18 protein-coding genes and 1 pseudogene are annotated in these 26,508 nt (G+C 53.1%); 12 read left to right on the top strand and 7 right to left on the bottom strand.

The window, feature by feature from the left end; translation table 11 throughout:
- The first annotated feature begins 198 nt into the window (after window positions 1–198).
- Window positions 199–1,740: a phospholipase D-like domain-containing protein gene (locus ACR0B5_RS18860; RefSeq protein ID WP_480542549.1), complete on the top strand. Its 1,542-nt coding sequence runs from the start codon at window positions 199–201 to the stop codon at window positions 1,738–1,740.
- A 59-nt stretch (window positions 1,741–1,799) separates the two neighbouring features.
- Here the strand turns inward: ACR0B5_RS18860 and ACR0B5_RS18855 are convergent, their stop codons facing one another.
- Window positions 1,800–3,140, bottom strand: a complete 1,341-nt coding sequence (locus ACR0B5_RS18855; RefSeq protein WP_480542547.1) for a serine hydrolase domain-containing protein — start codon at window positions 3,138–3,140, stop codon at window positions 1,800–1,802.
- A 363-nt stretch (window positions 3,141–3,503) separates the two neighbouring features.
- Here ACR0B5_RS18855 and ACR0B5_RS18850 point away from each other — a divergent pair, with 363 nt between their 5' ends.
- Both ACR0B5_RS18850 and ACR0B5_RS18845 read left to right on the top strand, forming a co-directional pair.
- Window positions 3,504–5,465, top strand: coding sequence for an amidohydrolase (locus ACR0B5_RS18850; RefSeq protein WP_480542545.1), 1,962 nt, complete (start codon window positions 3,504–3,506; stop codon window positions 5,463–5,465).
- A gap of 135 nt (window positions 5,466–5,600) precedes the next feature.
- The gene (locus ACR0B5_RS18845) at window positions 5,601–6,008 is read left to right on the top strand and encodes a hypothetical protein (protein ID WP_480542543.1); all 408 of its coding nucleotides are present in this window, start codon (window positions 5,601–5,603) and stop codon (window positions 6,006–6,008) included.
- Between the two features lie 400 nt (window positions 6,009–6,408).
- Here the strand turns inward: ACR0B5_RS18845 and ACR0B5_RS18840 are convergent, their stop codons facing one another.
- Window positions 6,409–7,743 carry a hypothetical protein gene (locus ACR0B5_RS18840; protein ID WP_480542541.1) on the bottom strand — a complete coding sequence of 445 codons (1,335 nt, stop codon included), beginning with the start codon at window positions 7,741–7,743 and terminating at the stop codon, window positions 6,409–6,411.
- A 99-nt stretch (window positions 7,744–7,842) separates the two neighbouring features.
- On the opposite strand from ACR0B5_RS18840, the gene ACR0B5_RS18835 reads away from it, so the two are divergent.
- The 4 genes from ACR0B5_RS18835 (at window position 7,843) to ACR0B5_RS18820 (ending at window position 11,748) form a co-directional block, all read left to right on the top strand.
- Window positions 7,843–8,076 carry a hypothetical protein gene (locus tag ACR0B5_RS18835; RefSeq protein ID WP_480542539.1) on the top strand — a complete coding sequence of 78 codons (234 nt, stop codon included), beginning with the start codon at window positions 7,843–7,845 and terminating at the stop codon, window positions 8,074–8,076.
- A gap of 10 nt (window positions 8,077–8,086) precedes the next feature.
- Window positions 8,087–9,553, top strand: coding sequence for a guanitoxin biosynthesis MBL fold metallo-hydrolase GntH (gntH, locus tag ACR0B5_RS18830; RefSeq protein ID WP_480542537.1), 1,467 nt, complete (start codon window positions 8,087–8,089; stop codon window positions 9,551–9,553).
- A 14-nt stretch (window positions 9,554–9,567) separates the two neighbouring features.
- The gene (locus ACR0B5_RS18825; RefSeq protein ID WP_480542535.1) at window positions 9,568–10,548 is read left to right on the top strand and encodes a CobW family GTP-binding protein; all 981 of its coding nucleotides are present in this window, start codon (window positions 9,568–9,570) and stop codon (window positions 10,546–10,548) included.
- 90 nt (window positions 10,549–10,638) lie between these two features.
- Window positions 10,639–11,748, top strand: coding sequence for an HlyD family secretion protein (locus ACR0B5_RS18820; protein WP_480542533.1), 1,110 nt, complete (start codon window positions 10,639–10,641; stop codon window positions 11,746–11,748).
- Window positions 11,749–11,859: 111 nt separating this feature from the next.
- On the opposite strand, the pseudogene ACR0B5_RS18815 reads toward ACR0B5_RS18820, so the two are convergent.
- Window positions 11,860–12,519: pseudogene (locus ACR0B5_RS18815) on the bottom strand (IS5 family transposase); the annotation flags it as partial.
- A 203-nt stretch (window positions 12,520–12,722) separates the two neighbouring features.
- On the opposite strand from ACR0B5_RS18815, the gene ACR0B5_RS18810 reads away from it, so the two are divergent.
- The 3 genes from ACR0B5_RS18810 to ACR0B5_RS18800 are packed head-to-tail and all read left to right on the top strand — an operon-like array spanning window position 12,723 to window position 21,081.
- Window positions 12,723–19,718 carry a GAF domain-containing protein gene (locus ACR0B5_RS18810; RefSeq protein WP_480542531.1) on the top strand — a complete coding sequence of 2,332 codons (6,996 nt, stop codon included), beginning with the start codon at window positions 12,723–12,725 and terminating at the stop codon, window positions 19,716–19,718.
- Window positions 19,719–19,721: 3 nt separating this feature from the next.
- Window positions 19,722–20,063, top strand: coding sequence for an Hpt domain-containing protein (locus ACR0B5_RS18805; RefSeq protein ID WP_480542529.1), 342 nt, complete (start codon window positions 19,722–19,724; stop codon window positions 20,061–20,063).
- Window positions 20,056–21,081 (top strand): adenylate/guanylate cyclase domain-containing protein, encoded by a 1,026-nt coding sequence (locus ACR0B5_RS18800; RefSeq protein ID WP_480542527.1) that lies wholly within the window; start codon window positions 20,056–20,058, stop codon window positions 21,079–21,081. The genes ACR0B5_RS18805 and ACR0B5_RS18800 overlap by 8 nt, the downstream gene beginning before the upstream one ends.
- A gap of 649 nt (window positions 21,082–21,730) precedes the next feature.
- Here the strand turns inward: ACR0B5_RS18800 and mgrA are convergent.
- The 4 genes from mgrA to ACR0B5_RS18780 all read right to left on the bottom strand — a co-directional run bounded on the left by mgrA (window position 21,731) and on the right by ACR0B5_RS18780 (window position 25,089).
- A complete protein-coding gene (gene mgrA / locus ACR0B5_RS18795) occupies window positions 21,731–22,762 on the bottom strand; it encodes an L-glyceraldehyde 3-phosphate reductase (protein ID WP_480542674.1) in 1,032 nt (343 codons plus the stop codon).
- 439 nt (window positions 22,763–23,201) lie between these two features.
- A complete protein-coding gene (locus ACR0B5_RS18790) occupies window positions 23,202–24,263 on the bottom strand; it encodes a YeeE/YedE family protein (RefSeq protein WP_480542525.1) in 1,062 nt (353 codons plus the stop codon).
- Window positions 24,264–24,305: 42 nt separating this feature from the next.
- Window positions 24,306–24,614, bottom strand: a complete 309-nt coding sequence (locus ACR0B5_RS18785; protein WP_170380040.1) for an ArsR/SmtB family transcription factor — start codon at window positions 24,612–24,614, stop codon at window positions 24,306–24,308.
- 100 nt (window positions 24,615–24,714) lie between these two features.
- Window positions 24,715–25,089 (bottom strand): hypothetical protein, encoded by a 375-nt coding sequence (locus tag ACR0B5_RS18780; RefSeq protein ID WP_480542523.1) that lies wholly within the window; start codon window positions 25,087–25,089, stop codon window positions 24,715–24,717.
- An 80-nt stretch (window positions 25,090–25,169) separates the two neighbouring features.
- Here ACR0B5_RS18780 and ACR0B5_RS18775 point away from each other — a divergent pair, with 80 nt between their 5' ends.
- Both ACR0B5_RS18775 and ACR0B5_RS18770 read left to right on the top strand, forming a co-directional pair.
- Window positions 25,170–25,910, top strand: coding sequence for a cytochrome c biogenesis CcdA family protein (locus tag ACR0B5_RS18775; RefSeq protein ID WP_480542521.1), 741 nt, complete (start codon window positions 25,170–25,172; stop codon window positions 25,908–25,910).
- Window positions 25,911–25,924: 14 nt separating this feature from the next.
- Window positions 25,925–26,503 carry a thioredoxin family protein gene (locus ACR0B5_RS18770; protein WP_475217401.1) on the top strand — a complete coding sequence of 193 codons (579 nt, stop codon included), beginning with the start codon at window positions 25,925–25,927 and terminating at the stop codon, window positions 26,501–26,503.
- The last annotated feature ends 5 nt before the right edge of the window (window positions 26,504–26,508 follow it).

Below are 26,508 nucleotides of genomic sequence, written 5' to 3'. Positions count from 1 at the left end.
CTGGGCCAAAGATGCGGATGGCCGCAAAGTCCGCAAAGGGGATATACATCGCGATTTTGCGAACGTCTGCCTCGAGCCCAAATAGGACAAAGTTCGGTGCTCAGTTGTTTGCTCTGACCTAAGCTCTTGAAAAATTATCGGTCGATAGGCCAATCTCAACTGTAAGGCCAATCCCGCGCGCCAACTACGGAACCCTGAATGCGGCTGATCAGAATATGTTTGATTTCGGTGGCGCTGATGGCAGTGGCCATAGTCGGGTTAAGGTGGACATTTCCACTTCCTGAAGAAAACTTTTCTGAGCCAACGTTTAAGCAAAAAGCCGATTGGGACGGGCCACTAGGTGCAACAATAAAAAATGCACTTGAACGTATCCCCGGGCTCGACGGTGTAAGGCCGTTGGGAAATGGACGCGCAGCTTTTGCAGCCCGGGCGATCCTCGCGAGAGAAGCGACATCCTCAATCGATGCTCAGTACTACATCTGGCAAGATGACGTTACCGGCCTGATGCTTCTGGAAGAGCTTAGGGCAGCAGCAGAGCGCGGCGTGCGCGTCAGATTGCTGGTCGACGATAACGGTATCTCCGGATTGGATGATTTGCTTGCCGAACTGGACGCCTTGCCACATGCAAATGTACGCATCTTCAATCCGTTCACTTTGAGGAACCCAAAACTTCTGTCCTATGCATTTGACTTTGGTCGCCTGAACCGGCGGATGCACAACAAGTCAATGACTGTGGACGGGGTCGCCACGATAGTTGGGGGACGTAACATTGGTAACATCTATTTCGACTACGGTGCGGGAACGCACTACCTGGATGTAGACGCGATAGCTATCGGCCCGATTGTGGATGAAGTGTCGCAATCGTTCGACGCATATTGGAACAGTGCCTCCGCGTACGACGCTGGGCTCTTTTTGGAACCTCCGTCGGAAAAAAGTCTGAAAGCAAAGGCAGACGCCGCGCGCCAGACTGCGGTTGGCGCAGGCTATCAAAGGGCAATTCAGGATAACGAACTGGCCGACCGGATAGCTGCACATGATCTGAAGTTCGAGTGGAGCGAAGTCACACTTTTTGTCGACGACCCGTCAAAAGGGTTGGGCGAGGTCGAAAGTGAAGACCTGATTGTCGAACAACTGATCGAGTTCGCCAAAACCTCTCAATCCTCATTGGACTTGGTCTCTGCGTATTTCATTCCGGGGGAACGAGGGGCGGAGGTTCTTGAAGGGTTGGCAAAGTCCGGAGTGAAGGTCCGCGTCTTAACCAACTCACTGGATGCCACGGATGTGATGCCCGTGCACGCGGCCTATATGCGATACAGGGAAGGTTTGCTGAACAGCGGTGTAGAGTTGCTAGAGCTTCGAGCTTTGCGGCGTGAACATCGCGAGCGTAGCCTTCCCGAGATGCTGGCTGGATCGGCTTCTGGCCTACACGCAAAAGTCTTTGGATCGGATGGAGAACGGATCTTTATAGGCTCTTACAACCTCGACCCCAGATCCGCGCGGCTTAATACAGAAATGGGCCTTATGATCGAAAGCCCAACGATTGCTGCGTCGCTTGCGGAGCAATTGAACAGGCCTGAGTTTTCTTACCGCGTCGAACTTAACGACAGCGGCGAGATGATCTGGCTGCAAGAAGAGCAGGATGGGACAGTCACCACTCATACCGCGGACCCGGAAACCACCGGTTTACAGCGTGCCCTGACGGCCGTTGTCAGGTGGCTGCCGGTCGAATGGATGCTCTAGTCACCAAACGACCAACAATCCATTGGCCTGCGGCCAGAGACGCCAGTGCGTGATCTGACCTACAGTGAAGTCACAATGGCCCTGGCGTAAGCTTCCATGTCGATACTGGCACCTCCGGTTGCGTACCAAACGACGACTGCGTCTTTTCCTGGTGAGACATGAATTCCTTGGCCATTCATCCCGCTTTTGTAGAAATCGCCATCGGCAAAAACGGCATCCCATTGGTACGCGTTTGCCATCGGCTGTTCACGGAATGCTTCAGAAAGGTGCGGCCCAAGCGTTCCCTTCATGTAGTTTTCAGCGACACCCGCTGTTTGGATCGTGCCGATCATCTTTTCAGATACAATGCGGTCTGACGCTGTCTTGTCCCAGCTCGGCGTGTAGAGAAGACCAATCTTTGCCATGTCGATCAATCGGCTGCTGATCAGACCGTGTATGATGCCGTTTCCTTGAGGTGACAGCGCAAGGGTGGCGTCGCCAGTCATTCCCGCTTTGCTCCAGACCCGCTCCGTGATCGCTTCACCAAGTCGCTGGTTCGTAACGGCTTCGATGACGAGGCCAAGCATTTGTGTGTTTGCAGAGGAGTATTCGAAGGCCTTAGCCGGTTCCCGCAGCTTGGGTATTGCAAACATGGCTTCGTTATGCGTTTGCAGGAGGCCTGCTTCGTTCGGAACACCAACCTCAGCCCTGACAAAACGCCCATATGGAGTATCGCCTTTGCGCGACAGGGGGTTCTCTTCCAGATCCAACCCAGACTGCATGTTCAGGACGTCGATGACTTTTATGTTCTCCCAAGCTGTTCCCTTGGTGCCCTCGACATAGTCGCCAACCGTTTTCTGGACGTCGATCTTACCCTCATCTTCCAATTGACCGATCAGCAAGCTCGACAGGATCTTTGCATTGGACATCCAGACGTGGTTGTCCGTCCGGCGCATTCCTGGGTAGGCCTCGTAAGCTATTTCGCCGTTGTGAAGAACCATAACGCCCTGCACTGTGGAAACGTCGGCATTAATCATCTCGTCGAGCGAGACAGCATTGCCATCAGCGCCTGAAACACTCGTAGCGCCTATGGCATTGTTAAGGTTTGTCGCAAGCATCGCGACGGCCCCGTCGCGGCGAATAACCGAACTCGGCAGGAACTCGGCGAGGTTCATGTATGAAAACGCCCCGGCTTCGGTGATGTCGAGAAACTTCTGCAAATTCCATTCAGAACTCAGGTCGTAGGTTTGCTCGGCCGTGTAACCATTCCGTAGGTCACGGATGGAAAATTCTTCTCGCGGCGTCGCGTATGGGTCGTCTTCAGCATGTGCAGGAGATGTTCCAAGGCTTTGCATAGTCAAACCTCCAATAAGCGCAAAAACTGGAAAATTGGACTTGGAAAGTAATGAAGTGTTTGGCATGGCAGTATCGCTCCAAATGAGTTGCAACTGAAGTACGGCCGCAGACGGCTTATCAAAATCTGATTTTCAAAGAACTGAACACCGTAGTTTTGCCCGGCAAAGCATAGTCCGTTTTATAGGGAATTCGAGAATTACTGCCGCTCTCACTTACCTGGTGAAATATCCACTTTGTTCGCATTGCAGTCATTCTGTGAATTTCGGCGAATGTCTGCCACGAGACCACAGCGGGCCGCGAAAGTGGCTTTCAAATTTATGTCGCTCAGTCGGTGTTTTGAGACTGACGGCTTAGGTTGACACATCGCAGACCAACCTGCTCTGATCGAAGCAATTTATTAATGTCCGCAATCTTATTCGGAGGCATCAATGAGTTTCTCTAAGTCTCTAACCATACTCGCTTTCGCACTCATGCCGCTTCACGGCGTTGCGCAGTCTCCTTCTTTGCAAGACGCCTTCGACCGTTTTCCTGAGTTTCCCGGCACGACTGTCTACGTCGGTGGAGAAGTTCTTACCATGAATCCGGACGCCCCGTTGGCTGAGGCCGTGGCAGTTAGAAACGGTCGAATTGTCGACGTCGGAACCCTAGAGGGTATCGAGGGTCGGCTGCCCGAAGGTAGCTATGCAATTGACCGCAGTTTTGAAGACAAAGTCATTGTGCCTGGGTTCATTGAACAGCATTTACACCCGCTTCTGGGCGCACTTGCCATGATGTCGGATGCCATAATTTCCATCGAGGACTGGCAATCGCCGGCCGGATTTGCGCCTCTTGCCAATAGCGAGGAGGAGTTTCGCCAACGCCTGTCCGAGGTCATCAATACATATGATCCTAGCAGCGGGCGGCCGTTGATGGTCTGGGGGTATCACGCGTTGTGGCACGGGGACATGAGCCGTGCGATTTTGGACGAACTGGCCCCCGACATTCCGCTGGCTGTATGGCAGCGCTCTACCCACGAGATGTACTTCAACTCGGCGGCCATCAAACAACTGGATATCACCGAAGAATACATTGCGAGCTGGTCGAGCGAGTTGGCCCGGTCTCAAGCCAATCTTGAAAAAGGCCTCTTCCTTGAAGCTGCATTCTGGGAGCATGTGTTCTTTGAGAAGTTTGCTCCGGTCTATGCGTCTATCGACAGGGTCATGGAAGCGCTGGAGTTCACAGAGGACTATTACCACCGCAGCGGGATCACGACACTTGCAGAGCCAGCTGGCCCTGTGGATCAGAACGCCCAAGCGCTCGTAGCAGAAGCGTTCGGACCAGACGACACACCTTTCAACTTTTACTTTATTCCGGACGGTCGAACGCTTGGTGGTTTGTTTCTGAACACAGAGGGCCCCGAAAAAGTACTGTCCGAAACCGAAGCAATGCTGGCGTGGAGCGAAGGTCGAACCCAGTTCCTACCGAAGCAGGTCAAGCTGCTTTTGGATGGAGCGATCTTCAGTGAATTAATGATCATGCGCGATGGCTACCTGGACGGGCATGAAGGTGAATGGATTATGACGCCCGATTTCTTCAAGCAGGTGTTCGACCTTTATTGGGACGCAGGCTTTCAGGTCCATGTTCACAATCTGGGAGACGGCGGTCTGGACATTCTTCTGGATGCCCTCGAAGCTGCCATGCAGCGCAATCCGAGATATGACCATCGCACCGTCGTCGTACACTTTGGCTACGCTCAACCTGATCAGATCGCACGCATTAAACGTCTTGGCGCGATTGTCAGCGGCAATTCCGTTTATACGCCGACGCTCGCAGATCGCTATGCCGCAGGCAGCGTCGGTAGCGAGCGCACAGAGCGCATGGTGCCTTTAGGCGATGCCGTCCGAGCAGGTATCCCCTTCTCGATGCACTCGGACATGCCGATGGCTCCTGCGGAGCCGTTGAAATACATGTGGGCTGCTGTCAATCGGATAGCCACGAGCGGTCGCGTCGTTGGTCCGGACCAGCGCATCAGTGCCGAAGACGCTTTGGAAGGTATCACCATCGGCGCAGCCTATTCTCTGCAATTGGAGGATGAGATCGGTTCCATCGAGCCTGGCAAACTGGCCAACTTCACAATTCTCGAAGAAAATCCGCTAACGGTGGATCCTTTGACGCTGGCCGATATCAACGTGTGGGGCACTGTGCTTGAAGGCCGTCTACAGCCCGCTCCTCCTGCAGCGGGAGAAGACAATGACGAAGCCGATGCAAGCCAGTTCATCAATAATCCGGAACGTGTACTGATGGCGTCACTACGCCACGCGCGAAGTAAGGCCCACTACCACGATCACTCGCAAACGACGCAGTCTAACTTCTATGATCCACTCGGAATTTCCGCCTATGGTTCTCGTTGACTGTCGCTAGAACAAGTTGTTTACTCCATTCAGGTGGAACTCAACAGGCTGAGTTGTGATGCAGGAGAACCCGATGGAAAGCTTGGGAATAAGACAAGAGGCGCATTGTTGGAGTTGACAAAACAGTTTAGCTCCATGGAAACGTTCTCGACAACCTTCTCGATTGATACTTTAAGCGCGTTGCGAGAGCTTCCCAGCTTTGTTTGTTCAGGAATTGTGCGCGGAGCAGAAAACCCGAAAATTCTAAACGGCGCATGGCGTTTGGTCGAGCATTGCCCTGAAAACAGTCCATACCCCAACATGGTCATCGTGAATTCGTTGAAACTACGGAACACATCTGAGGCCAACTTTTCCGCTAGCCGCGTACGGACGGGTGGGTGGGTCCGTGAATTGAGAGGCGGGATTATCGGCTACGATTTAAGATTATCCACTCCAGACATTCATGGCATTGACTACTACTACCACTTAAAACCGACCCAAAACCCGTTTGAGTTTCATGCGACATCTCGGGACAAATGTCATGTTGTCGTATCAAGAGGCTGAATTTCCGCTAATATTTTTCTTTGGTTAGTTTTAGGAAGATTTGCGTCAAAACTATGCAAAGTCCGCTTTCTGTGCATCACGGACCTTCGCGAGAATCCAAGCAAAAAGACCGCATTTAATCCAAGAGGCTTGGGAGGCCCTTTGCATTGCTCAATCCCGCAAAGGGTCTAGCGCGTCTGCGCTGGGTCATCCATAGCCACATGAGCAAAAGCCCAGTTTGCCGCCATCTTCGAATTCGGCGCGCGCGCAGAGAAAGGATGGTAAAACCCTGCGCGATCCGCACAGGTGTATGAACGGCTCGGTGAATACTGCTGAGGTGCCGAATTGTAAGCACCGCAACTGCGTGGATTTTCTGCGTCAGCAATAGACGCACATCATTGTCGTTTTAATCGGCCGTTTGTCAAAACTTGCTAAGTGTTTCCAGTATCAAATTCCGTGTAGCGTTGTCGTTGTTGAATATCCTGTAAGCGAGAAACTCAGACGGAAACTCGGGCCACGTTTTGCGCATTTCTGCAATGAGCCGTTGTGCGTCTTCCGTGTTTCCCAACTCATCTTGCGCAACAGCTTGGAATAAGAGCGAAGGAGCACTGACTGGCGCTCCGGCAGCTGGCGCCCCATGAAAGGCTTCGACAACACTCTCGTAATTCCCGAGCATAAGTTGCGACACGCCCCAGATGTTTCTCGCACCAAACCTACCCGATCCAGACCTGGTTCTTTCCGGGTTGCTGACTTCGGCAGCAAGTTCCGGGGCATTGGCAACTATGGCAGTGATACCAACAAGATCGAGAATATGGCCGTCCTTCGGCCCCAATTCGACGGACATTCGGGCGTATTTTAAAGCTTCGTTTGGCTGGTTATAGACAGCCAACACCCAACCATTTGCGCCATTTGCCCACGCATCAGCAGGGGACAATTCAAGGGCCTTTTCAGATAGTTCCGAAGCTTGACCTAAGAGATCTTCTCTTTGCGATTCATCCGGGGACAGCATGGCCAGAGTCGCCAAAACCTGTGCCGATCCCGCATAGCCATCGGAGAGTGCTGGGTCGAGCTCGGCTGCATGCTGGAACATTCCCAGTGCGATTTGCTGGCGCTTGACGTCAAAAACGGGAAAAAACATGCCTCGGGCTTGATCTGCAAGGTTGGCCGCCTGAAGTCTTGTCAAAGATTGCTCACCAAGTGCTGCACGTTCAGCTTGTTCAATGGATTGAGCCGTTGGCGGTTCTTCTGTGTTTATTTGGCTCGTCCAGATGCCAAGCACAACGACTACTGCGAGGACCCCCAATCCAACTGGCAGCAGTCGCAGCGAACGCCGACGCCCGCCGGGCTCATCGCCGTTCCATGCATTTGATACGCCGTCTTCAATTGTAGGCTCGTATGAAAACCGCGGCTTGTATCCGCCAGGATCAACAAAAATGCGAACCCCTTCGCCGTCCCATTGATCTTCGTAAAATTCGCGCAATAGCCGACGCAGCCGCCTGGCTTCGACGCGAACGAGGTTTTGGCCGCCACTGCCATCAATGCGTCGTCCATAGACCTCTACGGCAATAGCTTTGCCTCGGATCTGGGGACCACGACCCGCGATAGCTTCCTCGACTACGTATGTAAGAAATTGTTGGAGGCGGGGTGAAGCTTGGAACTCGTCGCTCGATACAACGCGCTCGAGCGCTTCCCGGACAAGATCCGGCGACGGCTGCTCAACATGTTGATCTATCGGCAATTCATTAGCTTTGTTCAAGGCAAACTCACCCCCAACTCACGGTGACTCACTTGGCCTGCACGGTCAACCACACTCATCTCGATGTGAGAATAGATAGTGGGAGCCGGGATTTATCCAGTGGCAGTGGACCTGAAAGAAGAGATTCCAGAACTGTCCGATGCGCTGTCAGCGCGTATCGAAACGGATGCGTTGCTCAAGGAGGTCGTCGAAGACCTGAAGAAAGCTTCCGAGTTGCTGGATGATGTATCGATCACAGCCTCAGAGCGCGCGGAATGGGCCCACATAAAATCTGAACTCGTGAACGAACTTCGCCGGATGGTGAAGCGCGATCCTCGCAACATTTCCAAATGAGGGCATGGCCATGACCAAGGAAGACAATGGAAAAGACCTGGAGAACAAACAGGTTCAGACAACAGACCAAATTGAAGATCCCTCGCGGCGGAATGTTCTCAAAGGTTTAGCCACCGGAGCAGCCGCGACGGGGGCGGCTGGGTTTGCGGCAGGAAGTGCCGAGGCCCACGAGGGAGACGGCCCGCTGGGAGAAACGCTCAAGAACCCATACGGTGGGCGACCCGCAGGTGGTATCTCTTTGCCAGAGTATTTCCGCCCGACGAAGTACATGACAGGCTCAAACGCGAACTATTTTCCACTTAGTGAGGAGTTGGGGCCAGATGAGATGCGCATCTCATTCTGTGGCTCGACACCATATCCGCCACGCGAAGATCAGGCGGGTACTTGTATCATGGTAGAGTTGGGAAATGGAAAACGGTTCTTCTTCGACTTTGGATCCGGTTGTGTCCGCAACATCATTGCCATGCAGGTGCCGGGGCAGCTGATCAACGACATCTTCATCTCTCACCTACATGTCGACCACTATGCCGACATCCCTTACATCTACCCATTCCGGGCTTGGTCAGGAGGGTACACTCCACTTCGTATTCACGGCCCGTCCGGTCGGACACCCGAGCTTGGAACAGCCGGGATGGTCAAAGGCATGCAGCAGATGCTCAAATGGCATCTTGAAGCATTCGACGTGTTCCCGATTGGGGACGGCTACGAAATCGAGGTCAACGAGTTCGATTTCAGCCAAGAAGGCGGCATCGTCTATGACCAAGACGGTGTGACTGTTCGGTCCTGGCCGCGCAGCCACGCCAAGGACGGTGCAGTTGGGTATCGGCTCGATTGGAATGGTCTGAGCTTTGTATGGACAGGCGACGGTCGACCAGACGAACTTTCACGGAAATACGGTGAAGGAGTTGATGTCTTTGTAACCGAAATGTCGGGACAGGATATTGGTCAGTTGATGACCTACAAATACGGTATCCCACAGGATCTTTTCAACTACACCATCGATACGCATCACACCTCTCACTATGCCGTAGGTAAGCTTTTTGCGGACACTCGCCCACGTCTGGGAATGGTGACGCACTACACCCAGGACGAGGATATCGACGCTGAAATGCTGGCTGGCATTCGCGCCCACTACGACGGTTTGTTCCAATGGGGTCTCGATGTAGCCGTTGTTAACGTGACCAAGGATGCGATTTGGTACAGGAAAGCTGCACTGCCCGGAAAATCCGGCACTGTTCCACCATTTCGCGAACTGGCTGCGGCGGCCGAGGCCGGGCGTATTGAGCTTCCTGATGAAATCACACTACCTAATCCGAGGCTCACTCGAGCAGATCAGCAAGATCAGAAGTACCGTGATATGGAGATCGATCCTCGCGAGTACTATCCAACTGACGTCTTCCGAGCACCCGGCGGGGACTGGCCGCAGGACTTTACAATAAAAGTTTCCGATATAATCGGCTCGCGTGATGACGATTGATGGGAGATCCAATAATGATTGAATTCGGTTCGACTTCCGCGATCCCCGTAACGATCCTTACCGGCTTTCTAGGAGCCGGTAAGACAACGCTTTTGAACCGCATCCTCACCGGCAATCACGGATTGCGAGTGGCAGTCCTGGTGAATGACTTTGGATCCATAAACGTCGACGCCGACTTGGTGGTCGGCCTCGAAGATGATGTGATGAGTCTAGCGAATGGCTGCGTGTGCTGCTCGATCCGAGACGACCTGATCGAAACGGTAGAGGCCGTTCTCGCCCGGCCTGAGAAACCGGAATACATCGTCCTTGAAGCAAGTGGAGTGTCGGACCCGTCATCAATTGCGATGACATTCACAGATCAGAAGTTTCGGGACATGATCCGCTTGGACAGTCTTATGTGTCTTGTCGATGCGGAACAGCTATTTTCTGCGCCGGAACAAATGGAACTGAAGCTCCGTCAAATCGCGTTCTCGGATATGGTTATTTTGAACAAGGTTGATCTTGTCGATAGGGCCACTATTCAGAAGGTGCACGATTGGCTCGGGTCTCGCTTTCGTCGTTATCGTTTGGTCGAAGCTGTCAATGCAAACGTCCCTCTGGACATACTTCTTTCAGTCGGCCGCTTTGCCTCAGAACAACTAGAAACAGAAGTACCTGACCATCATGAACATGGCCCCGGCTGCGGCTGTCACCACGCTAATCATTCAGACAGCTTTTCGACAACCATGATGAAAGCGGAACGCCCGATAAGCCTGTCCTCTCTCCGCAGCGCTATTCGGACGCTTCCCGGTGATGTCTATCGTCTCAAGGGTTTTGTCTTCAGTGAGGAGGATCCGGATCATCGTATTCTTGTCCAGGTCGTCGGTAAACGCATGGACATCGCGCGGGATGAAGTGTGGGGTGAGCGCAAACCCGAAACCAGGCTTGTTGCAATTGGTGCACCAGGAGCCCTTTCCGAGCACACTCTTTCAGATACGCTACTTGTGGCTGTATAGTGGCCCAATCGGCCGAACCTGGTCTTGTGCGTCTTTAGTAAGCTCAGATGCTTCGGTTCCTGGCCCAATGAATTCAGTGGAGTATCTGATATGCTAATCGTTCTGGCGCTGTATTTTGGCCTGGCATGGTTGGTGTTTTCAAAACTCCGCCTGCTGCCTTGGAACGCGGTTTCAAAGACCTTCATCTATGGCGGTGGTGTCGTGATTGCATTAGTGGTTATCGGCGCGCTGAACCACACGACACCAAGCGGTACGGTTTCGGTACAAGGCGCGGTGATCAGCATTGCCCCAAATGTTGCAGGACCAGTGACAGAAGTCGCGGCAGAGCCCAATGAGCTGGTATCAAAGGGGGATGTTCTTTTCCGGATAGATGATACGGAATTCGCAGCCGAGGTCGCTCGACTTGAAGCGTCGCTGGCCTCAGCGCAATCTGAGGCGGATCAACTGGGTCACGACCTTGAGGCGGCTGAGGCTGACATTGCCTCACTGTCCGCGCAACTGGATTTTGGCGTGGCGCGTCGCGATGACATTATCCGTCTCACCGAACGGGGAGCGTCCACTGAGTTCCAGCTTCAGGAAGCCGTTTCAACGATAGAGCAACTTGAGGCGGGCTTGCGCGCCGCAAACGCGCGGAAGGCGGGTCTTGAAAGGCGTATTGCCGCCCAAGTGGATGGGGTCGATGTTGGCGTTGCCGAGGTAGAGAATTTGCTGATCCAAGCGCGTTGGGCATTGGAACAAACAGTCGTGCGCGCACCTGCAGATGGCATGGTGACAGGCCTGACCCTGCGCCCTGGAAACCGGGTATCGACTCTACAAGGGGCAATCAATTTTGTTATACCGGGCGACAGGGTTCTGGTTGCGACACTTCCTTTGAGTAGTCTGCAAAACATATCCATTGGCGACACTATTCGTGTTGCCCTGCGCAGTATGCCTGGAGCGGAGTTTGATACCACGATTTCGGACATACCACCCGCTACCAGCGAAGGTGCGTTGGACGCCAGAAGTGGGCTTCCGTCGCTGCGTGAGTTGATTGGCGCGGCGGACTTCATCGTTGTTGCAGAAATCCCTGAAGATCAGGGTGCAAGGGTGACCAAACTGGGTGCATCAGGTACGGGCTTGGTTATCACCGAGGAAGCAGGCGCGATTTCGGTGTTGGCAGAAATTCTTTTCTGGGTGACCAAGAAGCTGAATTACCTTTGATTTAAATGAATTGCGCAAGGAACGACCTATGTCGTTACCTGCAAATCGTACTTGTGCTTTGAGCTTCCCTAGGCTCAGGACTCGTAGCCAATAGATGAGTAAAGCTGCGACCAATCTGCCAAACATGATCTCAATCCGAGTGCGGCTTTGGTAGAGGCGCTTGTCGTGCCGGATGGCTGACTTACGCTGTCTGCGGCCTGGAATGCACGCGCGTATACCTTTGTCTTTCAACGCTTCTCTGAACCAATCGGCGTCATAGCCCCAGTCACCCAATAGCGAATCTGCCTATGGCAGGCTGCCGACCAAAGCGCGTGCGCAGATGTATTCGCTAACTTGCCCTGCGGTTACAAACAGATTGAAAGAATGTCCCTGGCTGTCGCAAACCGCATGCAACTTTGTGTTCATGCCGCCATTGGTACGCCCGATCAGACATCCAAGTCCCCCTTTTTTCACCGTTAGGCTGGATGCCGTGCGAGGGCTTTGAGGTATGTGGCGTCGATCATCGCAGTCTTCTCTTCGCCGTGATCAGCGGCCAGACCGACAAGCATCTGGGCAAAATACTTTTGTCACTCCATAGATTCCAACATTTATAGAGCGTCTTGTGTGGTCCTTATTCCCTAGGTGCGTCGTGCCACCGTAACCCGTTGCGGTTGATGAAGATAACCCCCTAAAGACACGCCTGCCATTGACGCGAAGTTTGCCGCGGGACTTTGGTAAGAAGGGTGCCAGACGCGCCATTTTCTCGTCGCTTAACAAGAAAAGATCAGACATGTTCTCCGCCTAGTTTTCGAAACGTGAATCACGCAGCCAAACGGAAATCAATGGTTGCCGAGCCTTGCGGCCAAGTTGCGCCAGCCAGAAGAGGCTGCTCAGTCACGGATGCTGTCCAGAAAGAAACTCTGTGACTTCTATCGTATGCCCTCTAAACTCTGGTCTTGTGTGTTTCATTAGTTTGCGTAGGGGCACGAACGCAGGTGGGTGGAAAGAAGGCATCAAGAGAGACTGCTGATTCAGCGTCGTCATCTTCGCAACGCTCTGGGCTCAGCGCGGATGATCAGCAGGCTCGGTTTGAAGCCACCGCGCGGGTTATGCAAGCGATCTCCGAGACCAAGGACGACATCCAACCAGTATGCGACCTGATTGTAACGCTGGCAAAAGATCTGTGTGATGCCTTTTTTGCCGGTCTGGTGCTCGGGCAAGAAGGGGATGCTCGTCAGCAACTGGTTGCAAGCGTCAATTTACACCCGGATATTCAGCAGCTCTGGCTCGATGGCAAATACACGATGGAGCCAGGCAACTCCATTGTGACTGACACTATTCTCAGCGGTAAGACAAAACGTGTTGTCGATATGGGCGACACCGATTTTCACAAATCGGGCGATGAGCGCTTTAAGCTCATTGTCGACACGCATGGGTGCCGGAGCAATCTTTTTGTTCCGTTGAAAGTGGGTGGCAGTGCAATCGGGTGCCTGATGTTGGCACGGGATGAGGTGCGACCTTATTCCGACGATCAGGTCCAGCTGGTTGAAACTTTCGCCGCACAAGCGGTCATTGCAATTGAAAATGTTCGTCAGTTTAGCGAGTTGCAGGTGCGTCTGGCGCGTGAAGGTGCCACGCGTGATGTTCTGGAGACGATCAGTCGGTCTCGGGATGATGAAGCGCCGGTATTTCAGACGATCTTGGAAAACACGGCCCGGCTTTGCGAAACAGATGTAGCAACGTTGAGCCTGCTAAATGAGGCGGGAACTCATTTGGAATACGCGGCCCATTTTGGTGATCAATTGGCTACATACAAGGTCGGCGTGGATCGCTGGTCTCTGGACTCAAATTTACAAATTGCCGAGTCCGTGCGGGAAGCGCGCGTCATTCACAACGTCGATTTGCGCGAGAAAGACCACTACATCAACGGTGATCCCTGGCGTCGGCAATTGGTTGATGAGGAAGGTGTCCGTTCGTTTCTGACGGTTCCTTTGATGTCAGCAAATGGTGACCCTGTAGGTGTCATCGGGATCTACCGGCGCGAAGTGCGACCCTTTTCCGATGACGAGATTTCTTTGGTCGAGAGCTTTGCCGCGCAAGCCGTCATTGCCCTCGATAACACTCGTCAAATGAACGAGCTGCACATTCAGTTGGAGCGACAAACCGCGACGCAAGAAGTTCTGAGCGTCATCAGCAAAAGCCGCGACAATGATGCACGTGTCTTCGAAGCGGTGCTTCAGCAGGCCACAGAGGTTTGTGGGGCAGATCAGTCCGCGCTTCTGTTGGTCAACGCCGTTGGAACCCATATTCGATTGGCAGCAGCATGGGGCCATGACAGAACCGAAGTTGAATTGGGCGAAGAATGGTCTCTTGATAGCTCAATCACGGCAGCTGCGGCGATCCGAACTGGCAAAGTTGTTCGCGTCGAGGATATGGCTGACACCGATTTCTACCGCTCAGGCGATGCCACCGCACATCAAATTGTCGACGTCGAAGGTATCAGGTCGCGCGTTGTCGTCCCGTTGATGCAAGGTGAGCAGGCGATAGGTGCTATTGCGGTTAGCCGCCGCGAAGTGCGCCCGTTCTCTGATCCCGACGTACAATTCATCGAAGAGTTCGCCAATCACGCGGTCATAGCGATAGAAAACACGCGACAGTTTCGAGAGGTTCAGGAACGACTTGAGCGCGAAAAAGCATCGCGAGAAATCCTCGAAGTTATCAGCCGTAGCCGCGACGACGAAAGACCTGTGTTCCAAAGCATTCTCGAAAACTCCAGCCGTTTGTGCAAAGCCCCGCTGGCGTTTTTATGTGTCGCTGATAACGAGCGTGGGCTCGCAACGATCCCGGCCAATATCGGCGCAAGAACCGACTTTGACGAAGCGCTCAAAAACTTTGTCGAGCCGCTGACACGCACGGAATTAATTGCGATCAAACCAATGATCGACGGCGAGGTCATTCGCCAGGACGATATCGCGGACGACCCCCTGTACTTCAGGGATCGTGACCCGAAACGGGTTCAGATGGTTGAGATTGAAGGAGCCCGCTCGGTTCTGGCAGTTCCGTTGATGAAGGATGGCACCGGTCTAGGGGTGATCGTGCTCTACCGTCGTGAAGTTGCACCTTTCTCAGACGACGATGTCGCTTTGGTTCAAACCTTCGCGGCTCAAGCCGTGATCGCAATGGAGAACGTCCGCCAGTTCCGCGAAGTCCAGGATCGCACGGCGGAAGTGACGCAGGCTTTGGAATACCAGACCTCTACATCCGAAGTGCTGCGGGTGATTTCGGCATCACCAAATGAGTTAGCACCTGTTCTCGACGCTATCCTCAAAGAGGCGTCTCGCATCTGCGAATTGCAGGATGCTTATGTTGCTATGCTGAACCCCGACGATCAGCTTTTTCATGTTCATGCGATACTCACGCAGGACACGACCTTTGCGGAATATGTCAAAGCGCATCCTATTTCGCCTGATGAAAGCGGTGTCAACGGGCGTGCCATTCTGTCGAAACGCACTGTTTATATCGAAGATATTGAAACCGAGACCTCTTATACCTGGATAGAAGACAGCGGCGTCGGGGAATATCGGTCCGTGCTCGGGGTCCCATTGGTCAAGAATGGCGAGGTCGTGGGTGTAATTTCGGTCGGGTCAACCGAGGTTTCGGGATTTTCCGCCAAACAGATTCAGTTGTTAGAAACCTTTGCCGACCAGGCCACTATCGCCATTACGAATGCCAACCTTTTCCGGGAAGTGGAGGAACGCACTGCCGAAGTCGTACAATCGTTAGAATATCAGACTGCCACGTCAGAAGTATTGGATGTCATCTCTCGCTCGCCCAACGATCTTCCACGAGTGCTGGATGCAATCCTGGAAGTTTCCTCGCGTATCTGCGACCCAGAATATGCATTCTTCGCAATGCGGGATGCTGACGATGGGTTGTACCGTGTGGCCATGTCCCACAACGTGAGCGATGCGTTTCTTAACTATTTGTCAGACAACCCTATTGCCCCAGAGGAAGGCTCGTGCATCGGTCGCACGGCTCTTTATGGCAAGACTGTTTACATAAAAGATACGAGTAAGGATCCAACTTACACATGGAAGGTGGCGGCGGAGATCGGCGACTACCTCACCACTCTTGGCGTCCCTTTGGTCAGCGACGGCGTGACCGTTGGTGTTATCGTCATGGCGCACCGGAAGCCCGGGGCGTTTAGCCAAAAACAGGTCAACCTGTTGGAGACATTCGCATCCCAGGCTGTGATAGCCATAAACAACACACGGTTGTTCAGAGAAGTGCAGGCACGCACCGCGGAAGTTGAAGAAGCGCTTGACTATCAAACGGCCACGTCTGAAGTGCTGGGAGTGATTTCACGCTCGCCAAATGAACTTGATCCAGTTCTCAAAGCTATTTTGCAGGTGGCGGTTCGCATCTGCAAACCCGAAGCGTCCTACGTCGCACTTCTAAACGAAGAAACCGGAATTTATGACGTTGCTGCGACCCACAATTCCGCCGCAGCTCACCACGACATCATAAACCGTCAGGTGTTCGTTCCAGACAAGGGCACAACCACGGGACGCGTCGCGTTAACAGGCAAAACGGTGTACATTGAAGATTTTGAGCACGACCCGGACTATGCCTGGAAAGAAGAAGCACTGGGTGCCGGATTTCGTTCAGCTTTAGGGGTTCCGCTGGTCAAGGATGGGGTCACGCTCGGCGTGATTTCACTTGCTCATTCGAAAATTGGGGCGTTCTCGGACAAGCAGATAGCCTTAGTTGAAACATTCGCCTCGCAAGCGGTAATTGCACTTGGAAATGCGCACCTATTCGACGAGGTGACAGCCCGAACGGCGGAAGTTGAGGAATCGTTAGAGTATCAAAAAGCCACAAACGAAGTACTCGAAGTTATTTCTCGGTCTCCCGACGCATTGGAGCCTGTACTGGAAGCATTGCTGGCCGTTTCATCCCGCATTTGCCGCCTACAGGATGCCTTTGTGGCACTTAAGACACCCGAAGACGGGAAGTACCATTATTTTGCCGGACACAATGTATCAGCCAAATTCGCGGATTTTTTAAAGGCACATCCTTTTGAACCCGGGGAAACATCAGCCACATCGCGTGCGCTTCTGCATGGTAGGGCTGACTATGTTGAGGACACTCAAGCCGACACCAATTATGATCCGCTGCTCAAGTTTAATCTCGAAGGCTATCGATCTGTTCTTTCCGTGCCACTGATCCGTGATGGTGACACAATTGGTGTTATCAGCATGGGGAGCCGAACAGCGGCCGCTTTTGACGAAAAACAAATCAAGCAAATGGAGACCTTCGCGTCCCAGGCAATAATCGCAATTCAGAACTCGCAACTCTTCAACGAAACGCAGACCGCACTCGCGCGCCAAACCGCAAGCGCGGACGTCTTAAGAGTAATCTCTGAATCCCCAACAGATACCAAGCCGGTTTTTGAAAAGATTGTCGGACTGGCGACGACCCTCATAGATTGCGACCTGTCGATTGCCATTCAGGCGAACAAGACTGAACTTTGGCAAATCGCCGCCGCGACACCCGATGGCGTCGAAGAAATCACTTGGACCGAGCGCCTGCCAATTGATCCCGAAGACAATTTGCCCTCTAAGGCAATCAAGAACGGCAAGACCTTGCATTTGCCCGAATGGCGGTACGATGAGCTACCCCCACGCGATCAAGAAATCATCCGCCGGAAAGGGTTCAAGTCTTCGCTGACAGTGCCTCTGATGCGCGGGACGGAATGTTTCGGTGCCTTGGTGTTCATCCGAAAAACGGCCAAAGTTTTCAGCGAAGATGAGGTCGCCATTGCCGAGTCCTTCGCCGATCAGGCCATCATCGCGCTGGAAAACGTTCGCCTGTTTAATGAAACGCAAGCTTCCCTGGCACGTCAGACTGCGAGTGCGGACGTTCTACGGGTGATCAGCCAGTCTCCTGACGACATCAAGCCAGTCTTCGAAGCAATCGCAGAAGCAGGTGTGCGGTTGGTTTCCTCTGATATGGTTGCGGCCATGACCGCTCAAGGTAACACATTCGAGGTGCTTGCGCGGGTGAGTGCAGACGGTGTTGCCACCCTTGAAGGAAACCAAAGTTTCCCTATCGACCCTGATCCAATGTCCAGCTTTCCCGCTCAGGTTCTTCATGAGAAGAAGATGCTCCACCTTCCGGATTGGGATACGCTCGAACTCTCACCGTTTGAACAGATTACGTATGACCGGCATGGCGTTCGCGCGGCTCTGTTGCTGCCACTAATAAAAGGCAAGGCGTGTCTGGGTGTATTGGTGTTCGCTCGGAAAACAGCTGGCGCCTTTACCAAAGATGAGATCGACCTCGCCTACTCGTTTGCAGACCAGGCGGTAATTGCCATCGAGAATGTGCGTCTTTTCCGCGAGGCCGAAGAGGCGCGAAAAGTTGCTGAGGAAGCAAACGAAGCAAAAAGCGCTTTCCTGGCGACGATGTCCCACGAAATTCGAACCCCCATGAATGCCGTAATCGGGATGAGCGGGCTGTTGATGGACACAGAGTTGGACGCAGAACAAAGCGACTACGCCAATACGATCCGCGATAGCGGCGATGCGCTTTTGGGTATCATAAACGAGATCCTCGACTTCTCGAAAATTGAGGCCGGGCAGATGGATATCGAAAACCATCCGTTCGACCTGCGCGAGTGCGTAGAAAGCGCGCTTGATTTAATCAGCGGCAAGGCTGCCGAGAAACAACTCGATCTGGCCTATGAGTTCGATGACGCGCTACCGCTGGCTATTAGCGCCGATCTAACAAGGTTAAGGCAAATTCTGCTTAACCTTCTTTCCAACGCAGTGAAGTTTACCGAAAGCGGCGAAGTAGTTCTGTCTGTTGAGCAATCTGCCAAGGTACAGGGAATGCTTGAACTGACGTTTAAAGTCCGAGACACCGGAATCGGCCTGTCCAAAAAAGGCATGAGTCGACTATTTCAGTCTTTCAGTCAGGCAGATAGTTCAACGACCAGGAAATATGGCGGCACTGGTCTGGGTCTTGCGATCTCGAAACGCCTCGCCGAACTTATGGGTGGGACCATGTGGGCTGAAAGCGATGGCGAGGGGAGCGGTTCCACTTTTATTTTCAAGGTCCAGGCAAAGCCCGCAAAGCCAGTTAAGTCGTCTTCTCGCAATCTTATCGGCGTTCAGCCTGAACTCGAAGGAAAGCGAATTTTGATGGTAGACGACAATGCCACTAATCGTAAAATCCTGTCTCTTCAAACCGAGAAATGGGGCACACAGACCACGACCTGTGCGTCTCCGTTCGAGGCGCTGAGCATAATAGAAGAAGGCGTCGAGTTCGATTTGGCTATTCTCGACATGCATATGCCCGAAATGGATGGAGAAGAGCTTGCCAAAAAGGTTCGCGCCAAGAAGCCGGGTTTGCCACTCATCCTTTTCAGTTCACTTGGTCCGCGAGACATAGACCTGGAAGATGGGCTCTTCGCCGCCAACCTCGCCAAACCTTTGCGCCAATCCCACTTGTTCGACACCCTGGTCACACTGTTCGCGACTGAAAAGGTGCGAGTAAAGCCGTCCAAACCACAGGACAAACCTCAAACAGATCCGGATATGGCGACGCGACATCCGCTGCGCATTTTGCTGGCTGAGGATAATTTGGTGAACCAGAAACTTGCACTCCGACTGCTCGAGCAGATGGGTTACCGCGCGGATTTGGCCAGCAATGGTGCTGAGGCGGTCGAAAGCGTAAACCGGCAAACATACGATGTCGTTTTCATGGATGTGCAAATGCCCGAGATGGATGGTCTTGAAGCGTCTCGCCGCATCAACAAAGCGCATTCGGATGGAAGTCGTCCTCACATTATCGCGATGACCGCGAACGCAATGCAGGGGGACCGTGAGATGTGCCTGGATGCAGGGATGGACGACTATATCACCAAACCGATCCGCGTACCTGTCCTTGTCGAAGCCCTGTTAAATTCCCCAAGAATAAGAAGGTGATCCATGACAGACAGCCCAATTGATCATGAAATCTTCATGGAGCTTAAAGACGCCACAGGCGAAGACTTTGCAGCGGAGCTTGTGAACACCTTTCTCGATGAAGCGCCCAGAATGATAGTCGAATTGAAAGCGGCTGCGGCTGCGGCCGATGTCGACCGTTACCGGCGTGCTGCGCATTCTATCAAGTCAAACGCCAACACATTTGGTGCGACGGCTCTTGCCGAACTGGCCAGGAAAGTCGAACTCGGAGAATTGCCCGAGGCTGGAGTCCTAAAAGATGCGACGGCGCTGGAGATAGCCCTCACCACTGCGGCCGCGGCTTTACGGAGTCTGATTGATGACTGACGCCCCCGGCCACTTGCTCATTGTCGACGACAACAAGGTGAACCGCTTGCTTTTGTCGCGCAGCGTAGAGCTATTGGGTCACCAAGCATCTGTTGCGGAAAACGGCCGGGTTGCGATGGAGATGTTGTCTAACCAGCCGTTTGACTTGCTTTTACTGGATATCGAAATGCCGGAAATGGACGGTTTCCAGGTCCTGGAGGCCGTCAAATCGGACACCGACCTACGCGATCTGCCGGTAATTGTGACGTCATCTGTTGAGGGTCTGGACAATGTCGTGCGGTGCATTGAATTGGGCGCTGAAGACTACCTGCCAAAACCAGTCAATAAGACACTCCTCAGTGCACGCGTCTCCAGCAGCCTTGAAAAGAAAAGGCTCAGGGACGAACAAAAAAGACTGCTAGAGCGCTTTGCAACAACGGAGGTTGCACAAGACCTGCAAGAATCCGGTTTTGCGATAGGAGGTAAACGTGCCAACGCTTCGGTCCTTTTCTGTGACATTCGCGGCTTCACGACCCTATCGGAAGATCTCGCTCCCGAGGAAACAATCGACCTGCTCAACACTTTCTACACGCTGATGTTCGAGGCTGTTACCAGCAATGGCGGGATTGTCAGCCTGATGTTGGGAGACGGGTTGATGGCTCTTTTCGGAGTTCCGCAGCCGCTGTCCAACTCCGCGCAAAGTGCAGTGGCGGCAGGGCATGAAATGCACAACATGATTGAGATATTAAATCTCGAACGGCGCTCAGAAGGGAAAAGTGACCTCAAGATCGGTATCGGAATAGCGACTGGAGAAGTCGTCGCTGGTTACGCCGGTACAGACAACAGGGCGACGTATACTTGTATCGGATCGACCGTAAACCTTGCTGCTCGCCTGGAAGCAGAAACGCAGAAAACTGGAAGTCGAATTCTGGTTGATCAAGAAACCTGCGATCTGTTGGAAATGGTTAATGTACTGGAGACATTTGTCGGCACTAGGATCAAAGGTTTCTCCGATCCGTTCGACATCCATGCGCTATGACCATTCGTGCAACGCTTTGGGCAAATCGTGCAAAGTTATGCGCAAATACCACGCAGAATTGTGGGTGCACATCCAAGGTTTTCTTTAATCGAATCAATGTAGGAAACGCAGCGTTGTGCGCACCCAGTAAGCTTGCGTAGTTTGTCCATAATTTTGCGTTACAAAATTGTCTGCCTTAGCGATGAATTCAATCATTTTCTGGCTTCGTCGTTGCGGCTATGGCCCCTTGCGGTGCTCAATCCCGCAAAGGGACTCCTCAATTCGCGAGCGTAGGACATAACCCCCCGAGAGCCGGGGTTGCATTCTTGATGTGATCAAAGAAGGCACAGAACGGGCGCGAGAGCGCACCGAGGCGACAAGGCGGGATGTGGTGAATGCCCTGGGTCTGTTCCAGTTATAGGTGACAAAAGGCGGTCGAGCCGGATGAAGATCCGTCTCGTCCGCGCTCCCGACCCACGCCCTTTATCAGTTCATGCTACTGCGACGAATGGTGGTTTTGGCGGGTCTCACTGCAGAAGAGTGGTTCTTTGGCCAATGAACATATTGGGCCGATGGCTCATGTTAGCTGGTAGGCCGAACTAAAAACGTTCAATCCGCCAAAGATCGCAAGTCTTAAAGGGCCTAGGTTTTGCGTACGTTTTTAAGATCGTCATTCTGTTTCTGAGGACCGCGCCCACAAATTGATATCTTCCTCAGAACTGATTTCATCGATCTTTTTTAGCTCGTCAGCACTGAAGTCGAGATTATCAACGGCGCCTGCGCAATCTACGATCTGTTCCGGCCGGGACGCACCAATCAGAGCGGTCGTCACCCGTCCACCTCTGAGCACCCAGGCCAACGCCATTTGCGCCAGAGTCTGCCCGCGTGCTTCGGCCATGTCGTTCAGAGCACGTACACTTGCCAGAGATCGCTCGTTAATCATGCCATCGAGCAGCGACTTTCCTTGTGTAGCACGGCTGCCATCCGGAATATGACGTAGGTATTTTGAAGTCAGAATGCCTTGTGCCAGCGGCGTGAATGCAATCGATCCTACCCCAAGATCATCCAGAGTATCGAGCAAACCATCCCGCTCCACCCACCGATTGAGCAGATTGTAAGAAGGCTGGTGAATCAGACAAGGTGTCCCAAGTTCGTTGAGAATTTTCACCGCCTCGCGCGTGCGTTGAGAGTTGTAGCTCGAGATACCTACGTAAAGCGCGCGGCCCGATCGTACGATATGATCCAACGCGCCCATTGTTTCTTCGAGCGGGGTATCGGGGTCAAAGCGGTGGGAATAAAAGATGTCGACATAATCAAGTCCCATGCGCGCGAGTGATTGGTCACAGGACGCAATCATGTACTTGCGTGACCCCCATTCTCCATAGGGTCCCGGCCACATGTCGTAGCCTGCTTTGGAGGAAATGATCAGCTCATCCCTGTAACCCGCGAAATCCGTTTTGAGGATCTCGCCAAATGCCTCTTCGGCCGATCCGGGTGGTGGACCGTAGTTATTCGCCAGATCAAAGTGAGTGATCCCATGGTCGAACGCAGCCCGACACATTGCTCGCTTGTTTTCGTGCGTCGAGTCCGCTCCAAAATTGTGCCACAGCCCTAGGCTGACAACAGGAAGCTTCACTCCGGATCGCCCACATCGACGATACACCATCCGCTCATAGCGGTCCGGCTCCGGGGTGTAAGGAATTGGTTTTGGCTTTGGCGGTCTTTGAGCTTTGGTCATGCGCACATAATCAATGGATTGTTGGGCCTGTCAAACGGATCACCTTTAGCAAGATCGACGCGAGCTCATATTCGTTCTCGTGGTTAGCCTTGCTCCACGTGTGAAAGACTTCACTATCCGATCATTCGGATTCAATGCCAACTCTCAAAGGCAGCGGATGTCTCCTATGGTGAACCACACCGCAGCGATGGGCAAAACAAACGGGAAGGTTTTGAGGCGTAAACCGGAATTGCGGGTCTGTCGTTTAGACACCGGCGGCTTGCACCGCGATGGTCATCTGACTTTTCGAACTGCTAACGGGCATGGTTTGCGGACTATTTGCCTTCAAAAGCGATCGGTTTCTCAACAAGAGCGAACTACTGAAACCGTCCTCCACACGTGAATTCTAGTTTGAACTGTGACGTCAACGCTCAGCTATGAAGGACAGCCCAGACACGAGTTGTTTCAACCCAATCGCCGCACCGGCGAATATGGCAGCGAATGTTACAGGCGCGCTGTAGGCCAAAAGTGAGAAGGCAGATATACCTTGTCCGACGCTGCAACCGACCGCGATGATCGCGCCTGGCCCCATGATCGCCGCGCCGAGCATCTGACGCTTGAGTTCACGTGGATCCTCGCATGCTTCCCATCTGAAGTGACCTTTGGACCAGGACCCCAAGAATGCGCCAATGAGAACGCCGGAGACTGATCCGACCGCAAAGGACAAAGTGTTTCCGGAGGCTGTCATTAGGTAGAATATTGTGTCGCCAAGGGGCGCAGCGAAGGTATGGGTTTGAACTGGCTCACCGTCGAAACCGTGCGTCGCCACCCAATTCGTACCGAGCCACCCAGATACGATCGCCAGTCCAACTACAGATCCCCAGAACACCTGTGCGGGAGTTCGGCGGAAACGCTGGTTTGCCAAGGCGAAAATCACCAATGCAACGCCAATAACGGAGCCAATGAGCCAAGCTGGGATAGAGGTAAGTTGTTCGGCAAGGAAGCTGATGCTTTGGGGGCCACTAAGACCCATCTCCTCGGGAAAGACCCAAACGCGCAAATAGGCCAGGGGCCCGGACATGACAACGTAAGCAGATAAACCCATGATCAATACTATGACGAATGATCGAAGGTCGCCGCCCCCAAGCCTTGCCAGCGCGCCATAGCCGCAATTCCCGCTGATGGCCATTCCGTAACCGAACATGAGGCCACCTACGATCGACCCAAGTGGGTTCCAAGTCTGCGCAAGATACCTTGTTCCAACAGGGTCCAGCCACCCGAAAGCCATAGCCAAGTGGCTGCCGACAATTGCTACGCCGATCGCAATTGCCCACATGCGCAGCCGCCGGTCATCATCTGCGTAGAGGTAGTCTTCAATTGCACCCAGCGTGCAAAAACGGCCAATGCGTGCGGCCAAGCCCAACACAATGCCACCGATCAAACCGATCAGGGCGACGGTGTTGGCGTCTCCCAATGTTTCAAACATTGCCAGTCTCCTCCCAAAGCTGGCGGGTATTTTTGGCGGCTTCTACTTTTCCCTGCAGAATAGATCGTAAACGACTTCCAGAATCTGTGTCGATCGATCATCCGCCAATCTGTAGTAGATCGTTTTCCCCTCTCGTCGCGTTTTGACCAAGCCCTCGAAGCGTAGGCGAGATAGTTGCTGAGACACGGCGGCTTGGCGCGCCGAGAGCATTTCTTCCATCTGCGTGACAGATTTTTCACCCGACGACAGATAGCACAAGATCATCAGGCGCCCTTCATGGCTAATTGCCTTGAGGAAATTTGACGCCGTCTGAGCATTTTCCATCATTCTGTCCAGGTCTTCGGCGCACATGTCCTTGGAGAACACAGGCAGTTTCGAAGATTTGTCCAACAAGATCGCCTCGCTTTCATAGCTTCACGCATTCGAAACAGTTTATTTTATTGGCCACGTTTTATCCAGAGGTCTCAATCGGCACCCCAGCGTCACGCAGCAAAACGCCCAGCAACCCCCAGAAAAAATCTTCGCCGGGATAGCCTTCGATCCGGCCAACCTCTTGGCCATTGTCCAGCAGAACAAAGGTTGGCGTGTAATATAGAGGCCGCTCCAATGCGATGCCTTCAGGCATAGCTGCGTGAATATCGACGCGCTGAAGTGGCGCGGCATGTCCTTCGGGCGTCTTGGGATAGATCTCCGAGATTTCAGTGTCCCAACGTGCACACCACATACATCCATCTTCTTCGGCCATCAGGAGCGTCATTTCTGCCCGTGAAATCACCGGAGAAACAAGCAACGTGATTGCAAGTAAAAGCAGAATTAGTTGGCGCATCTTAAGCTCCGATTGACCGCAGCGACATATCTTTATTATTTTGAATATGTGAATGATAGCGTGCCAGAACAGGTTTGACCATGCTCGACATTACATTTGCAGGAGCTTTGGTCGCAGGACTGTTGTCTTTCCTGTCGCCCTGCATCCTACCTATCGTGCCGTTTTATCTTAGCTATCTGGCAGGCGTCGGGATTGATCAGATATCTGCGGGCTCAACACTTTCCGCCGGCGTTCGTCGCAGGGCAACGCTTTCTGCGATAGCATTTGCAGCTGGGATCATAACGATCTTCATGGCGCTGGGGGCGACAGCTTCGATCTTCGGGCAGCTGGTACGAGAGTATTTCGACATCCTGCGCTGGATTGCAGCGGCGATCATCATTGCGATGGGGCTGCATTTCCTGGGGGTCATTCGCATCGGGTTCCTGTATCGCCAATTTCGTGCGGACGTCGGTGAAACATCAAGCATAAGCCTTGTTGGTGCATATGTTCTGGGCTTGGCATTTGCTTTTGGCTGGACACCTTGCGTCGGGCCAGTGCTCGCTGCGATCCTGTTTACAGCGGCCGGAACCGAGACGGCTTGGCGTGGAGCGGTACTTCTATTCGTCTACGGGGTTGGAATGACCGCACCGTTTGTTCTGGCGGCCTTTCTGGTCCGCCCCTTCATGCTATGGATGGCGCGGTTCAGAAAGCACTTGCCCTTCATCGAAAAGGCGATGGGTGGCTTTCTGGTGATCTTCGGAATCCTCATCGCAACCAATTCCATCAACTACATCGCACAATGGATGCTCGACCATATGCCTTGGCTCGCAGCCATTGGATAATCCGGGAGGAAGACATGAAACGAGTTTTGTCAGTATTGATCGCGTGTCTGATCGGTGGGGCAGTTTCCGCCGCTGAGCTGGGCGACGACGGTTTGCATAAAACGCCGTGGATGCGCGACACGTTCAAAGACCTCCGGGAGGATCTTGAAGAGGCCTCAAGCGAGGACAAGCGGTTGGTTTTATTTATTGAGCAACAAGGCTGTATCTACTGCAAAAAAATGCATGAAGAGGTGTTCCCCCAGCCTGACCTTGCAGCGTTCATCGAAGAGAATTTCTTTGTCGTCCAACTGGATTTGCATGGCAGCACCACCGCTACCGACTTTGACGGGGAAGAAAATGAGCAAAGAGCGCTGATGCGAAAATGGGGGATTCTGTTTACCCCGACGCTTGTTTTTCTGCCGGAAGAGGTGCCGGAGGGCGCGACAGCCATCGATGCTGCGGTCGCTGTTATGCCCGGAGCGTTCTCAAAGGGAACAACCTTAGACCTTTTCACCTGGGTCGATGAAAAGCGATATGAGCTTGATAACGGTGAAGATTTCCAACGGTATCATGCGCGGCGCATTCAAGAGCGAAACAATATTTCTCAAGATTGAGCGCC

Source organism: Ruegeria sp. AG1, from assembly GCF_056541705.1.
Note: the sequence above shows the minus strand (reverse complement) of the source record. Positions and strands in the feature narration are given on the sequence as shown.

Bases quoted from the DNA above. Each gene is read 5' to 3' on its own strand.
- ACR0B5_RS18860 (WP_480542549.1), top strand. From the start codon at position 199: ATGCGGCTGATCAGAATATGTTTGATTTCGGTGGCGCTGATGGCAGTG.
- ACR0B5_RS18855 (WP_480542547.1), bottom strand. From the start codon at position 3,140: ATGCCAAACACTTCATTACTTTCCAAGTCCAATTTTCCAGTTTTTGCG.
- ACR0B5_RS18850 (WP_480542545.1), top strand. From the start codon at position 3,504: ATGAGTTTCTCTAAGTCTCTAACCATACTCGCTTTCGCACTCATGCCG.
- ACR0B5_RS18845 (WP_480542543.1), top strand. From the start codon at position 5,601: ATGGAAACGTTCTCGACAACCTTCTCGATTGATACTTTAAGCGCGTTG.
- gntH (WP_480542537.1), top strand. From the start codon at position 8,087: ATGACCAAGGAAGACAATGGAAAAGACCTGGAGAACAAACAGGTTCAG.
- ACR0B5_RS18825 (WP_480542535.1), top strand. From the start codon at position 9,568: ATGATTGAATTCGGTTCGACTTCCGCGATCCCCGTAACGATCCTTACC.
- ACR0B5_RS18820 (WP_480542533.1), top strand. From the start codon at position 10,639: ATGCTAATCGTTCTGGCGCTGTATTTTGGCCTGGCATGGTTGGTGTTT.
- ACR0B5_RS18805 (WP_480542529.1), top strand. From the start codon at position 19,722: ATGACAGACAGCCCAATTGATCATGAAATCTTCATGGAGCTTAAAGAC.
- ACR0B5_RS18800 (WP_480542527.1), top strand. From the start codon at position 20,056: ATGACTGACGCCCCCGGCCACTTGCTCATTGTCGACGACAACAAGGTG.
- ACR0B5_RS18790 (WP_480542525.1), bottom strand. From the start codon at position 24,263: ATGTTTGAAACATTGGGAGACGCCAACACCGTCGCCCTGATCGGTTTG.
- ACR0B5_RS18785 (WP_170380040.1), bottom strand. From the start codon at position 24,614: ATGTGCGCCGAAGACCTGGACAGAATGATGGAAAATGCTCAGACGGCG.
- ACR0B5_RS18780 (WP_480542523.1), bottom strand. From the start codon at position 25,089: ATGCGCCAACTAATTCTGCTTTTACTTGCAATCACGTTGCTTGTTTCT.
- ACR0B5_RS18775 (WP_480542521.1), top strand. From the start codon at position 25,170: ATGCTCGACATTACATTTGCAGGAGCTTTGGTCGCAGGACTGTTGTCT.
- ACR0B5_RS18770 (WP_475217401.1), top strand. From the start codon at position 25,925: ATGAAACGAGTTTTGTCAGTATTGATCGCGTGTCTGATCGGTGGGGCA.